Here is a 12,683-nt window from a genome sequence, read left to right as displayed (position 1 = left end):
ACATGCAGAGCAAGTACTACATTCCGGCTCGGTCCGCGACTCCCCCGTACACCGTCGACGTCACGCCTGAGTCGGCGGGATGGTCGGAGTCCAGCCTTCAGGTCGTCGAACTCGGCGCGGATCTGACCCGCGACACCGGCGGCACGGAGGTGATGATCCTGCCGCTGGCCGGTGGCGGTTCGGTGACCGCGGGCGGCGAGGTATTCCAATTGAGCCCGCGCGCATCGGTTTTCGACGGCCCCGCCGACATGGTCTATATCGGCACCGGCCAGACCTACACGCTGGCTGGGGAAGGCCGGTTCGCGATCTGCGGCGCCCGGGCCAAACGCCCGCTGCCGAACCGCCGGGTGGCCGCTAGCGACGTACCGGTCGAGCTCCGCGGCACCGGCAACTGCAGCCGCCAGGTGCACAACTTCGGCACCGCGGGCGTTTTCGAAGCCGACTCGCTGATCGCCTGCGAAGTGATCACCCCCGGCGGCAACTGGTCGAGCTATCCCGCCCACAAACACGATCAGAACACTGCGGTCGAGTCGGAGTTGGAGGAGATCTACTATTTCGAAATCGATTCGGGCCCAGATAGTTCCCGCGGTTTCGGCTACCACCGTGTCTACGGCACCCCGGACCGCCCGATCGAGGTGCTCGAAGAAGTCCGCAGCGGCGACGTGGTGCTCGTCCCGCACGGTTACCACGGCCCGTCGGTCGCCGCGCCGGGCTATCACATGTACTACCTGAACGTGATGGCCGGTCCCGGCGAGGAACGCGCGTGGAAGATCGTCGACGATCCCGAACACGCCTGGTTGCGCGGCACCTGGGAAAGCCAGGAGGTCGACCCACGGCTGCCCCTGCGTTCACGGGGAGTGTGACGTGGTCTCCAAAGCATCCGCATTCAAGGCGCCCGATACCGAGCCGACGGTGCGACTGACGGTCGCCCAGGCCACCATTCGGTTCCTGGCGAATCAGTATGTCGAACGCGACGGTGAGCGCACCAAGTTCTTCGCAGGTTGCCTGGGCATCTTCGGGCACGGCAACGTGGCGGGCATCGGGCAGGCGCTGCTGCAAGCCGAACTCAGCGAGAACGAACCATCGCTGCGATATGTGTTGGGCCGCAACGAACAAGCCATGGTGCACACCGCGGCGGCGTACGCGCGGCAGAAGGACCGGTTGCAGACCTGGGCGGTGACAGCCAGCATCGGACCAGGATCGACGAACATGCTCACCGGGGCGGCGCTGGCCACCATCAACCGGCTTCCGGTGCTGTTGCTGCCGTCGGACACGTTCGCGACGCGGGTCAGCGCACCGGTGCTGCAGGGCCTGGAACAGCCCCACGACAGCGAGTTGACCGTCAACGACGCGTTCAAGCCGCTGTCCCGGTTTTTCGACCGGGTGTGGCGCCCCGAGCAGTTGCCGTCGGCGCTGCTCGGCGCGATGCGGGTGCTCACGGATCCGGTCGAGACGGGCGCGGCGACGATCGCGCTACCGCAGGACGTGCAGGCCGAGGCCTTCGACTGGCCGGAATCGCTGTTCGCCGAACGGACGTGGCACATCGCAAGGCCTGTCCCGGAACGCTCGGTGATCGCCAGGGCGGCGGAGGTGATCCGGTCCGCGCAGCGACCGCTGATCGTCGCGGGCGGCGGCGTGATCTACTCCGGCGCCAACGATGCGTTAGCTGCCTTCGTCGAGAAGACCGGCATTCCGGTGTCGGAGACGCAGGCAGGTAAGGGATCGCTGCCGTACGACCATCCGCAGGAGGTCGGCGCGGTCGGTTCGACAGGCACCACCGCGGCCAACGCGCTGGCCGCCGAGGCTGACGTGGTGATCGGGATCGGCACCCGCTACAGCGACTTCACCAGTGCGTCGCGCACCGCGTTCAACGACCCCAGCGTGCGATTCGTGAACATCAACGTCGCGTCGTTCGACGCCGTGAAGCAGAGTGGCCTTTCGGTGGTGGCCGACGCCCGCGAGGCGCTCGAAGCGCTCTCCGAGGCTCTCGACGGGTACACCGTCGGTGACCAATACCGCTCTCGGACAGTCCAGTTGGCTCAGCAGTGGAATGACACGGTGTCGGCGGCCTACCGGGTGGAGGACGACGGCAGTGCGCTGAACCAGAGCCAGGTGATCGGGCTCGCCAACACGCTGTCAGATCCACACGACGTGGTCGTGTGCGCCGCGGGGTCGATGCCCGGCGACCTGCACAAGCTGTGGCGCACCCGCGACCGCAAGGGCTATCACGTCGAATACGGCTACTCCTGCATGGGATACGAGGTGGCCGGCGGCATCGGGGTGCGGATGGCCGCACCCGACCGCGACGTCTTCGTGCTTGTCGGCGACGGTTCGTATCTGATGATGGCGACCGAACTGGCCACCGCGGTCCAGGAGGGCGTGAAGATCATCCTGGTGCTGGTGCAGAACCACGGTTTCGCGTCGATCGGCTCACTGTCGGAGTCGTTGGGCTCGCAGCGTTTCGGCACCGCCTACCGCTACCGCGACGACTCCGGGCGGTTGGCGGGCGACAAACTTCCCGTCGATCTGGCGGCCAACGCCGCGAGCCTCGGCGCCGACGTGATCAAGGTGACGACGGCCGCCGAATTCACCGACGCGGTCAAGGTGGCCAAGACCAACGAGCACACGACGGTCATCCATGTCGAAACCGATCCGCTGGTGTACGCGCCGGACAGCCAATCGTGGTGGGACGTTCCGGTGAGCCAGGTTTCGACGCTGGATTCCACCGCGGCGGCGTATCAGACGTATGCCGAGTGGAAGAAGGTCCAGCGCCCGTACGTGAAGCCCTACGATTCGAAGGATTGACCGTGAGCACGATTCTCGTCGGTTCGGCACCCGATTCGTGGGGTGTGTGGTTCGCCGATGACCCCCGCCAGACGCCCTACACCCGATTCCTCGACGAGGTGGCCGCGTCCGGCTACCAGTGGATCGAGTTGGGGCCGTACGGCTATCTGCCGACCGACCCGCAGAAACTGTCTGACGAACTCGAGTCGCGCAACCTGAAACTCTCTGCCGGTACGGTTTTCGAGCATCTGCATCAAGAGAATTCGTGGGATGCCGTGTGGCGGCAGATCGAGGACGTCGCGAAGCTGACCGCCGCGGTCGGCGGCAAGCACGTCGTCGTCATACCCGAGATGTGGCGCGACGCGGCCACCGGTGAAGTACTCGAGGACCGCAATCTGACCGCCGAGCAATGGAAGAAGAAGACCGGCGGGATGAACGACCTCGGCAAGGCGATGTTCGAAAAGTACGGTGTGCGTGCGCAGTACCATCCGCACGCCGACAGCCACGTCGACACCGAGGAGCACGTCTACCGCTTCCTCGACGGTACGGATTCCGAGTTCGTGAACCTGTGTCTGGATACCGGCCACATCAGCTATTGCGGCGGCGACAACCTCGCGATCATCAACCGCGCACCCGAGCGCATTGGATACCTCCATCTCAAGCAGGTCGATCCGGACGTGCGCGCCAAGGTGGAGGCTGAGGACCTGCCGTTCGGCGAAGCGGTCAAGTTGGGCGCGATGACCGAACCGCCGCGGGGCATCCCCGAGATGCCGCCTCTGCTCGATGCCATCGCCAAACTCGGTGTCGACGTGTTCGCGATTGTCGAGCAGGACATGTACCCCTGCGATCCCGACCAACCGCTGCCGATCGCGCAGCGCACCCGCAGCTACCTGGGATCGTGTGGCGTCCCGGCCGTGAGGTTCTAGGAAACGCCATGACAGACCTGCGAATTGGCGTGCTCGGTGTGGGCATGATGGGTGCCGACCACGTCGCCCGCATCACCGGTCGGATCAGCGGTGCCGTCGTCTCGGTCGTCAACGACTACCTGCCGGAAAAGGCGGCGGAGGTGGCGTCCGCCGTGCCGGGATCTCGCGTGGCGGCGGATCCGTTCGACGCGATCGCGGCAGACGACGTCGATGCGGTGCTGCTCGCGACGCCGGGCCCGACGCACGAGAAGCAACTGCTGGCCTGCCTCGAACACGGCAAGCCGGTGCTGTGCGAGAAGCCACTGACGACGGACTCGGCGTCGTCCATCGAGGTGGTGCGCCGCGAGGCGGAGCTGGAAAAGCCGCTCATCCAGGTGGGTTTCATGCGCCGGTTCGATCCGGAGTACCAGCAACTCAAGGCGCTGATCGACGGCGGAGAACTGGGCCAACCGTTGGTCATGCATTGCGTGCACCGCAATCCCGCCGTGCCGCCGACTTTCAACTCGGCGATGGTGGTCAGGGACTCGTTGGTGCACGAGGTCGATGTGACGCGTTTCCTGTTAGGCGAGGAGATGGCCTCTGTGCAGATCATCCGGCCCGCGGTGAATCCGGCGGCGCCGGAAGGTCTTCAGGATCCGCAGATCGCGATCTTCCGGACGGCGAGCGGTCGGCATGTCGACGTCGAACTGTTCGTCACCACGGGCGTCGCCTACGAGGTGCGCACCGAGGTGGTCGGCGAACTCGGCAGCGCCACAATCGGTTTGGACGTCGGACTGGTGCGCAAGTCGAGCCCGGGTAGGTGGGGCGGTCGCATCGCGCCCGGTTTCCGCGAGCGGTTCGGGACCGCCTACGACATCGAGGTTCAGCGGTGGGTGGACGCCGTGCGGTCCGGCGTCAACGTCGACGGTCCGACCGCGTGGGACGGATACGCCGCCGCGGCGGTGTGTGAGGCGGGTGTCCGGTCATTGGAGACGGGCGAGATCGTGGATGTGGAACTCGCCGCCATTTGACGGTCGTTTGCGCAAGATGGGCGGGGTGATGCGACTCAACGCGGGAATGGTCGGCGGCGGTCCCGGCGCGATGATCGGCGCCGCGCACCGCCACGCGATGTGGCTGGACAACCGATATGTGCTGACGGCTGGCATCTTCGGCAGAGACGAAGCAGCGTCGGCGCAGTTCGCGCAAACCCTTGGCGTCGAACGCGTCTACGGCGACTACCGCGAGATGGCCGAGCAGGAAGCCGGGCGCCTCGACGTCGTGGCCGTCGTCACCCCGAACGACAGCCACTTCGACATCTCCACCGCGTTCCTCGAGGCGGGCATCGCGGTGGTGTGCGAGAAGCCGCTGACCAACGATTCGGCCACCGCCGAGCAGCTCGTCGCGACCGCGGCCGCCAACAACGTGATTCTTGCTGTCCCGCACATCTATTCGGCGTATCCGATGGTGAGGCACGCGGCCAGGATGGTGCGCAACGGTGACCTCGGCAGGATACGGTTCGTCGCCGCGGAACATGCGTCGGGCTGGGCGGCGGCCGACGTCCACCAGTGGCGGATGGACCCGGCACGCGGCGGCGTCGCGACCGCCGTCGCAGACGTCGGCACCCACGCATTTCATTTGCTGCGCTACATCACCGGTCTCGAACCGATCCGGGTCTCGGCCGAACTCAGCACACTGGTGCCGGGCCGGCCGGTGTTCGACAACGCTACCGTGCGCCTGACCCTGTCCAACGGGGCACCCGCGACGGTGTGGGCGACCATGGCCGCCACCGGTCATGAGCACGGGCTGCGGATCCGGGTGTTCGGCGACAAGGCGAGCCTGGAATGGCGTCACGAAGATCCGCAACACCTGACGGTGCGCGACGCCGGAGGCGGCGCAACGATCCTGGCGCACGGCATGAGCGCGCTCTCCGACGACGCGGCCCGCCTCACCCGCATCGGCCTCGGCCATCCGGAAGGCTTTCTCGAGGCCTTCGCAAACTTTTATTCGGACCTCGCCGACCTGCTGCGCGGCAAACCCGCCCGCGATTTGTCGATCCCCACCGGCATCGATGGGCTGATCGGCGTCCGCTTCGTCGAGGCCACGCTGGCGTCGAACGCCAACGACGCCGTCTGGGTGGATTTCGACTCGGCCTAGGCTGGGGGCATGGGCAGAGTGACCGCGCGCAGGCGCGTCCAGCACGTCACCGCCGACGACGCTGTCGCACGGCCGGACACGCTGGTGGTCGAGGAACCGCTGGAGATCAGAGTCAACGGCACCGCGGTCACCGTCACCATGCGCACACCGGGTTCGGATATCGAACTAGCCCAAGGCTTTCTCCTCACCGAAGGTGTGATCGCCCAACGTGACGACGTGCTGGCCGTGCGGTATTGCCGGGGCGCCACCGACGACGGTGTGAACACCTACAACGTGTTGGACGTGACGCTGGCGCCGGGCGTCCGGATGCCCGATGTGGATGTGACCCGCAACTTCTACACCGCCTCGTCGTGTGGCGTGTGCGGCAAAGCATCGTTGGACGCCGTGCGGCTGAGCAGCCGTCATTGCCCCGGTGACGATCCGTCGACGGTTGCCATGGACACGCTGGCCGCGATGCCCGACAAGCTGCGCGCCGAGCAGAAGGTGTTCGCCAGCACCGGCGGGTTGCACGGTGCGGCGCTGTTCGACACCGACGGCACCATGCTCGCCGTGCGTGAAGACATCGGCAGGCACAACGCCGTCGACAAGGTGATCGGCTGGGCGCTGGAAGCCCGCCGCATCCCGCTGACCGGGACAGTGTTACTGGTCAGCGGACGGGCGTCGTTCGAACTCACCCAGAAGGCCGTGATGGCAGGCATTCCTGTGCTGGCCGCGGTGTCGGCGCCGTCTTCGCTGGCGGTTGATCTGGCGAGCCAGTCGGGACTGACACTGGTGGCGTTCCTGCGGGGCGAATCGATGAACGTATACGCCCGACCCGATCGGGTGACGCGCGGCACTTCGGAATCGGGGCGTTGACGGCACCGAAGCCGTTGGCCGGTGGGCCTTTTCGTAGCGGAGCGTCCGGCAGCCGGAAAAGCCTGAAGTCGAGGCCGGGCTCGAACAACAGCAGCACCCGGCGCCGGACTCCTGCAGAAAGGTGAAAGTGCGGCGCTCAACGTAGGTTTCGAACTGGGCTGGGAAATGCTCGACGAGATTCACGCTGTCCTGGCTTCGACGCAGAATCCGACCTGCCGTGGCAGCGGTGGTCATAGCTGATGATGCGGATGCGGTCGCCCCACTGCCGGGTCAGTTGTCGGATCTGGTCTGCCCATGAGCCCTTGTCCAGGCACAGGCCGTGCAGCAGCACCACGGTGGCCTCGGGGTGTCGCGGGCCATGGTCGCGCACTGCGAGCCGGACGCCGTCGCGTACGACGACGATCCGTTCGGTGCCCAAGCCTGCGGTGACCATGACGAAAATGGTCAGGGATCAGCTAGTGACTCCGTAATCGTCGCGACGCCAGATTCCGCTCCTCGATGGAGAGGGTTTCCTACCCGCCGGGTAAGTCTGCCTGCGATCTCCACCGGATCTCCACACAACCTCCAAGCCCGGGTGCCCGCTGTTGGCGAGCATCGAGCACATGCCCGAAATCCTGATTGCCTCGCTGTCGCCGGTCGGTCACGTCGCTCCCCTGCTGAACGTCGCGCAGGGTTTGGTGGACCGCGGCGACCGCGTCACCGTGCTCAGTTCCGCCGCCCACGCCGCAAAGATCCGCGCCGTCGGCGCGACGCCGGAGGCCATCCCGCCCGAGGCCGACTTCGACCTGACCCGGCTCGACATCGACCTGCCGGGCCGCGCCGAAACCTCCGGCATCAAGCGCGTCAACTTCGACATCGTCCGGTTGTTCGTGCAACCGATGCCGCACCAGACGAGGGCGCTGTCGGCGTTGATGTCGCAGACCCGGTTCGACGCGATCATCGCCGATGCCGGCTTCTTCGGGATACTGCCGTTCCTGCTCGGTGATCGCGCGGCCAGGCCACCGGTGCTGGCCTACAGCACCACCCCGCTGATGATCAGCAGCCGCGACACCGCGCCGGCCGGGATGGGTCTGCCGCCGTCAACGAGCCTGTTGGGCCGGTTACGCAACCGCGCGCTGCACCTGCTGTCGCAGAAGGTGCTGCTGCGCCAGTCGCACAACGCCGCCAACTATCTGCTCGACCAAGTGAACAGCCGGCGGCTGCCGATGTTCCTGCTCGATGCCGGGTTGCTCGCCGACCGCTGCATCGCGCCGACGGTCCCTGAATTCGACTATCCGCGCAGCGACCTGCCCGGCCACGTGCGCTACGTCGGTGCGGTGCATCCGGGGCCGTCGCGGGGCTTTCGGCTGCCGCCGTGGTGGGCCGAACTCGACGGCGACCGGCCGGTCGTGCATGTCACGCAGGGCACCATCGACAACGCCGATCTGGGCAGGCTGCTGACGCCGACGCTGCAAGCGCTCCAGGGTGAGGACGTCATCGTGGTGGCCACCACCGGCGGTCGCGACCCGGCGCAACTGACGCGGCCGGCGAATGCCTATGTCGCCGAATACATTCCGCATGATCTGCTGCTGTCGAAGGTCGACGTCATGGTCACCAACGGCGGTTACGGCGCGGTGCAGCGCGCACTGTCGATGGGTGTTCCGCTCGTCGTCGCAGGCAACACCGAGGACAAGCCTGAGGTCGCCGCACGCGTGGCATGGAGCGGCGCGGGCATCAACCTGCGCACCGGGACGCCGACGCCGGGTGCGGTGCGCGCCGCGGTGCGCGACGTGCTCAACGACGGCCGCTACCTCAACGCGGCGCGCAGACTCGAGGCGGCGTTCGCCAGGCGCTGCGGGGTCGCCGAGATCGCCGCACTCGTCGACGAGGTGATCGGCGAACACAGGGCGGCGGTGCGGCGATGAGTTGCGCCGATCCATTCGGCAGGCCGCCGATTGAACTTCTCGCTACCGACGGCCGTCGTGGAAACAGAAAGTCGCGTAGTCGGCTACTCGTGTGGATCGCCAACGGACGGAGAAGGCTCGAGTCATGTTCACCGAACTGCAATTCGTCGCGGTAGCGGTCTTCTTGATGTGGGGCCTGGCAGCGTCGCTATGCGGGCTAGTCAAACCGGACGCCGACGAACCGAAGCTGGTCCAAGCGGACCGCGGTTCGGGAACAGACTAAGCAGGGCGCAGACTACGCGGACTTATCCCGGCGCTCACTGCGCGACGGCTTACGCGGCACGATCGTCGGAAGCACGTTGTCCTGCACGGTCTCCTTGGTGACGACCACCTTGGCGACGTCGTCGCGGCTCGGGATGTCGTACATCACCGGCAGCAGAACCTCTTCCATGATCGCGCGCAGGCCGCGGGCGCCAGTGCCGCGGTGGATGGCCTGATCGGCGATCGCGTCCAGCGCGTCGTCGGTGAACTCCAACTCGACGCCGTCCATCTCGAACAGCCGAACATACTGCTTGACCAACGCGTTCTTCGGCTTGGACAGGATCTTGACCAACGACTCCTTGTCGAGGTTGGTCACCGACGCGACGACGGGCAGACGGCCGATGAACTCGGGGATCAGCCCGAACTTGATCAAGTCCTCGGGCATCACTTCGGCGAAGTGGTCCTGGGTGTCGATCTCGGCCTTGGAGTGCACCTCGGCGCCGAAGCCCAGGCCCCGCTTGCCGACGCGGTCGGAGACGATCTTCTCCAGCCCGGCGAACGCGCCCGCGACGATGAACAGCACGTTGGTGGTGTCGATCTGGATGAACTCCTGATGCGGATGCTTGCGCCCGCCCTGCGGAGGCACCGACGCCTGCGTGCCCTCCAGGATCTTCAGCAGCGCCTGCTGCACGCCCTCACCGGAGACGTCGCGGGTGATCGACGGGTTCTCGCTCTTGCGGGCGATCTTGTCGACCTCGTCGATGTAGATGATGCCGGTCTCGGCGCGCTTGACGTCGTAGTCGGCGGCCTGAATCAGCTTGAGCAGAATGTTCTCGACGTCCTCACCGACATAGCCGGCCTCGGTCAGCGCGGTGGCGTCGGCGATGGCGAACGGGACGTTGAGCATCTTGGCCAGCGTCTGCGCCAAATACGTCTTGCCGCAGCCGGTCGGCCCGAGCATCAGGATGTTGGACTTGGCAAGCTCGACGGGCTCAGCGCGCGAGTCGCGCATCTTCTCCTGCGCCTGGACCCGCTTGTAGTGGTTGTAGACGGCCACGGCCAACGTCCGCTTGGCGGTGTCCTGGCCGATGACATAGCCCTCGAGGAATTCCCGGATCTCCGCCGGTTTGGGCAGCTCGTCGAGCTTGACGTCGTCGGCGTCTGCCAGTTCCTCTTCGATGATCTCGTTGCACAGGTCTATGCATTCATCGCAGATATAGACGCCCGGGCCCGCAATGAGCTTTTTCACCTGCTTTTGGCTCTTGCCGCAGAACGAGCACTTCAGCAGGTCACCGCCGTCTCCAATGCGCGCCATGGTGGTGGGGTCCTACTTTCCTCGCGGTCGGTAAAAAGCTGTCTACAAGTCACCCGTCAGGTGTTGGTCCCGACGCTACCCGTATGTTCCGGCGCGGTGCGACCGATAAAGCCGAATCGCGTCGGTGGTATTTATCTGTGTTCGCAGAACATATCGCTTGGTACACCCTGTAGCCCCCCGGAACCCGCCGCCGTGTCCCTGGCGTGTCGCCGCCGTTATGAGACCGAGAGGCCGCCCCCGTGCGTGGCCGTAGAGTTGCGATGTGGTGTTCGCTGCGCCCCACGATACCGTGCTGATCGCCGACGGCGGCCTGGCGACCGAACTGGAGGCCCGCGGCCACGACCTCTCCGACGACCTGTGGTCGGCCCGCCTGCTGGTCGACGCGCCCGCCGAGATTGTGGCCGTGCACAGCGCGTTCTTCCGCGCGGGCGCCGCGATCGCGACCACGGCGAGCTATCAGGCGTCCTTCGACGGGTTCGCTGAACGCGGAATCGCGCGGACTGACGCCGCCGGGTTGATGCGGCGCAGCGTCGAGTTGGCTCGGCAGGCTCGCGACGAGGTGGGCCGCGGGTGGGTGGCCGCGTCCGTCGGACCGTACGGCGCCGCGCTGGCCAACGGCGAGGAGTACGTCGGCCGCTACGGGCTGTCAGTCGCCGCGCTTCGGGACTGGCACCGGCCCAGACTGGAGGTGCTGGTGGCCGCCGACCCCGACGTGCTGGCGGTGGAGACGGTGCCCGATGTCGACGAGGCCGAGGCGTTGGTCGACCTGGTCGAGGACATGGGCGTGCCCGCGTGGCTGTCGTACACGATCGCGGGGAAGACGACGCGCGCCGGGCAACCACTCGCCGACGCGTTCGCCGTCGCCGCCGACGTCGCGGAAATCGTTGCGGTAGGCGTGAATTGCTGCGCACCCGACGACGTGCTCGGCGCCGTCGAGATCGCCCGCGAGGTGACCGGTAAGCCCGTCGTCGTCTACCCCAACAGCGGCGAGTCCTGGGACGGCGAGCGTCGCACCTGGACCGGTCGAGGGCGTTGGTCGGCGGATCTCGCGCCGTCGTGGGCGGCCGCGGGCGCGCGGATCATCGGCGGGTGTTGCCGGGTGCGACCGGACGACATCGCCGCCCTGGCGTCGCGAGACTACGGTTTATGACGAAAATCGGCTGATTTCCGTCAGAAACCGTAGTCTCGGCGAACGAAAGCTAGGCCGTCTGGGCCGACAGCTTGCGGTATTCCAGGACCGTGTCGATCACGCCGTACTCCTTGGCCTCTTCGGCCGTCAGGATCTTGTCGCGATCGGTGTCCTTGCGGATGGTCTCCGGGTCCTTGCCGGTGTGACGGGCCAGAGTGGTCTCCATCAGGGTGCGCATCCGCTCGATCTCCTTGGCCTGGATCTCCAGATCGGAGAACTGGCCCTGGATCACACCGGACAGCGCGGGCTGGTGGATCAGTACGCGGGCGTTCGGCAGGGCGAGGCGCTTGCCCGGCGTGCCCGCCGCAAGCAGCACCGCAGCGGCCGATGCCGCCTGACCGAGGCACACGGTCTGAATGTCGGCGCGGACGTACTGCATGGTGTCGTAGATCGCCATCAGCGAGGTGAACGAGCCACCCGGCGAGTTGATGTACATGGTGATGTCGCGGTCGGGATCCAGCGACTCCAGCACCAGCAGCTGCGCCATGATGTCGTTCGCCGACGCGTCGTCGACCTGCACGCCGAGGAAGATAATGCGTTCCTCGAACAGTTTGTTGTACGGGTTGGACTCCTTGACGCCGAAGCTGGAGTGCTCGATGAACGACGGCAGGATGTAGCGGGCCTGCGGCTGCAGTCGGGGATCAGTGTGATCGGTCATTTGTCTAGTCCTGCTCCTGGTCCTGAGCCGTTAACTGAGGCGCTCGTGATGATGTGGTCGACGAAGCCGTATTCGAGGGCTTCCTGCGCGGTGAACCAGCGATCGCGGTCGGAGTCGGCCTCGATGCGTTCGATCGGCTGACCGGTGAACTCGGCGTTGAGCCGGAACATCTCCTTCTTGATGACCGCGAATTGCTCGGCCTGAATCGCGATGTCGGCAGCGCCGCCGGTGATACCGCCGAGCGGCTGATGCATCAGGATCCGGGCGTGCGGCAGTGCGTAGCGCTTACCCTTGGTGCCCGCCGCGAGCAGGAACTCACCCATCGACGCGGCCATGCCCATCGCGTAGGTCGCCACGTCACAGGGCGCCAGCACCATGGTGTCGTAGATCGCCATGCCGGCGCTGATCGAGCCGCCGGGCGAGTTGATGTAGAGGTGGATGTCTTTGGTCGGGTCCTCGGCTGACAGCAGCAGAATCTGCGCGCACAACCGGTTCGCGATGTCGTCGTCGACCTGGGAGCCGAGGAAGATGATGCGCTCGGACAGCAACCGCTCGTACACCGAGTCGACGAGGTTGAGCCCCGGCGCGGCATTACGCATCTCAGTCACGACTGGATACCTGCTTTCTTCTAAGTCTTGGTTCACTCGACACTAACCAACCTGCGCGGCCGTGCACTCCC

The 12,683-nt window shown here is 66.2% G+C and carries 13 protein-coding genes; 9 read left to right on the top strand and 4 right to left on the bottom strand.

What is annotated here, in order from left to right; genetic code table 11:
- Positions 1–2: 2 nt before the first annotated feature.
- From iolB to fdhD, 6 genes are read left to right on the top strand one after another with little or no spacing between them, the layout of a single operon-like run.
- Positions 3–863: a 5-deoxy-glucuronate isomerase gene (gene iolB / locus A5724_RS20260; RefSeq protein ID WP_067806078.1), complete on the top strand. Its 861-nt coding sequence runs from the start codon at positions 3–5 to the stop codon at positions 861–863.
- A gap of 1 nt (position 864) precedes the next feature.
- Positions 865–2,805, top strand: coding sequence for a 3D-(3,5/4)-trihydroxycyclohexane-1,2-dione acylhydrolase (decyclizing) (gene iolD, locus A5724_RS20255; RefSeq protein WP_067806075.1), 1,941 nt, complete (start codon positions 865–867; stop codon positions 2,803–2,805).
- Between the two features lie 2 nt (positions 2,806–2,807).
- Positions 2,808–3,710 carry a sugar phosphate isomerase/epimerase gene (locus tag A5724_RS20250; protein WP_067806073.1) on the top strand — a complete coding sequence of 301 codons (903 nt, stop codon included), beginning with the start codon at positions 2,808–2,810 and terminating at the stop codon, positions 3,708–3,710.
- An 8-nt stretch (positions 3,711–3,718) separates the two neighbouring features.
- Positions 3,719–4,720 (top strand): Gfo/Idh/MocA family protein, encoded by a 1,002-nt coding sequence (locus tag A5724_RS20245; RefSeq protein WP_067806070.1) that lies wholly within the window; start codon positions 3,719–3,721, stop codon positions 4,718–4,720.
- A gap of 28 nt (positions 4,721–4,748) precedes the next feature.
- The gene (locus tag A5724_RS20240; RefSeq protein WP_232004913.1) at positions 4,749–5,843 is read left to right on the top strand and encodes a Gfo/Idh/MocA family protein; all 1,095 of its coding nucleotides are present in this window, start codon (positions 4,749–4,751) and stop codon (positions 5,841–5,843) included.
- 9 nt (positions 5,844–5,852) lie between these two features.
- Complete coding sequence (gene fdhD / locus A5724_RS20235) at positions 5,853–6,698, top strand: formate dehydrogenase accessory sulfurtransferase FdhD (RefSeq protein WP_067806065.1); 846 nt, start codon at positions 5,853–5,855, stop codon at positions 6,696–6,698.
- Positions 6,699–6,834: 136 nt separating this feature from the next.
- On the opposite strand, the gene A5724_RS20230 is transcribed toward fdhD, so the two are convergent.
- Positions 6,835–7,131 carry an alpha/beta fold hydrolase gene (locus A5724_RS20230; protein ID WP_067806062.1) on the bottom strand — a complete coding sequence of 99 codons (297 nt, stop codon included), beginning with the start codon at positions 7,129–7,131 and terminating at the stop codon, positions 6,835–6,837.
- Between the two features lie 169 nt (positions 7,132–7,300).
- Between A5724_RS20230 and A5724_RS20225 the strand changes: the two genes are divergently transcribed.
- Positions 7,301–8,602, top strand: coding sequence for a nucleotide disphospho-sugar-binding domain-containing protein (locus A5724_RS20225; RefSeq protein WP_067806059.1), 1,302 nt, complete (start codon positions 7,301–7,303; stop codon positions 8,600–8,602).
- Between the two features lie 124 nt (positions 8,603–8,726).
- Positions 8,727–8,864, top strand: a complete 138-nt coding sequence (locus tag A5724_RS33845; RefSeq protein WP_156752374.1) for a hypothetical protein — start codon at positions 8,727–8,729, stop codon at positions 8,862–8,864.
- Positions 8,865–8,876: 12 nt separating this feature from the next.
- On the opposite strand, the gene clpX is transcribed toward A5724_RS33845, so the two are convergent.
- Positions 8,877–10,157 (bottom strand): ATP-dependent Clp protease ATP-binding subunit ClpX, encoded by a 1,281-nt coding sequence (gene clpX, locus A5724_RS20220; protein ID WP_067806056.1) that lies wholly within the window; start codon positions 10,155–10,157, stop codon positions 8,877–8,879.
- Positions 10,158–10,449: 292 nt separating this feature from the next.
- On the opposite strand from clpX, the gene mmuM reads away from it, so the two are divergent.
- On the top strand, positions 10,450–11,307 hold the full coding sequence (mmuM, locus tag A5724_RS20215; RefSeq protein WP_067806508.1) for a homocysteine S-methyltransferase: 858 nt from the start codon (positions 10,450–10,452) through the stop codon (positions 11,305–11,307).
- 49 nt (positions 11,308–11,356) lie between these two features.
- Here mmuM and clpP2 read toward each other — a convergent pair whose 3' ends face one another.
- Complete coding sequence (gene clpP2 / locus A5724_RS20210; RefSeq protein WP_067806054.1) at positions 11,357–12,004, bottom strand: ATP-dependent CLP protease proteolytic subunit ClpP2; 648 nt, start codon at positions 12,002–12,004, stop codon at positions 11,357–11,359.
- On the bottom strand, positions 12,001–12,648 hold the full coding sequence (locus A5724_RS20205; protein WP_369830650.1) for an ATP-dependent Clp protease proteolytic subunit: 648 nt from the start codon (positions 12,646–12,648) through the stop codon (positions 12,001–12,003). The genes clpP2 and A5724_RS20205 overlap by 4 nt, the downstream gene beginning before the upstream one ends.
- Positions 12,649–12,683: the final 35 nt, after the last annotated feature.

Origin of the sequence: Mycobacterium sp. ACS1612, assembly GCF_001667505.1 — a bacterium.
Lineage (GTDB): Bacteria > Actinomycetota > Actinomycetes > Mycobacteriales > Mycobacteriaceae > Mycobacterium.
Note: the sequence above shows the minus strand (reverse complement) of the source record. Positions and strands in the feature narration are given on the sequence as shown.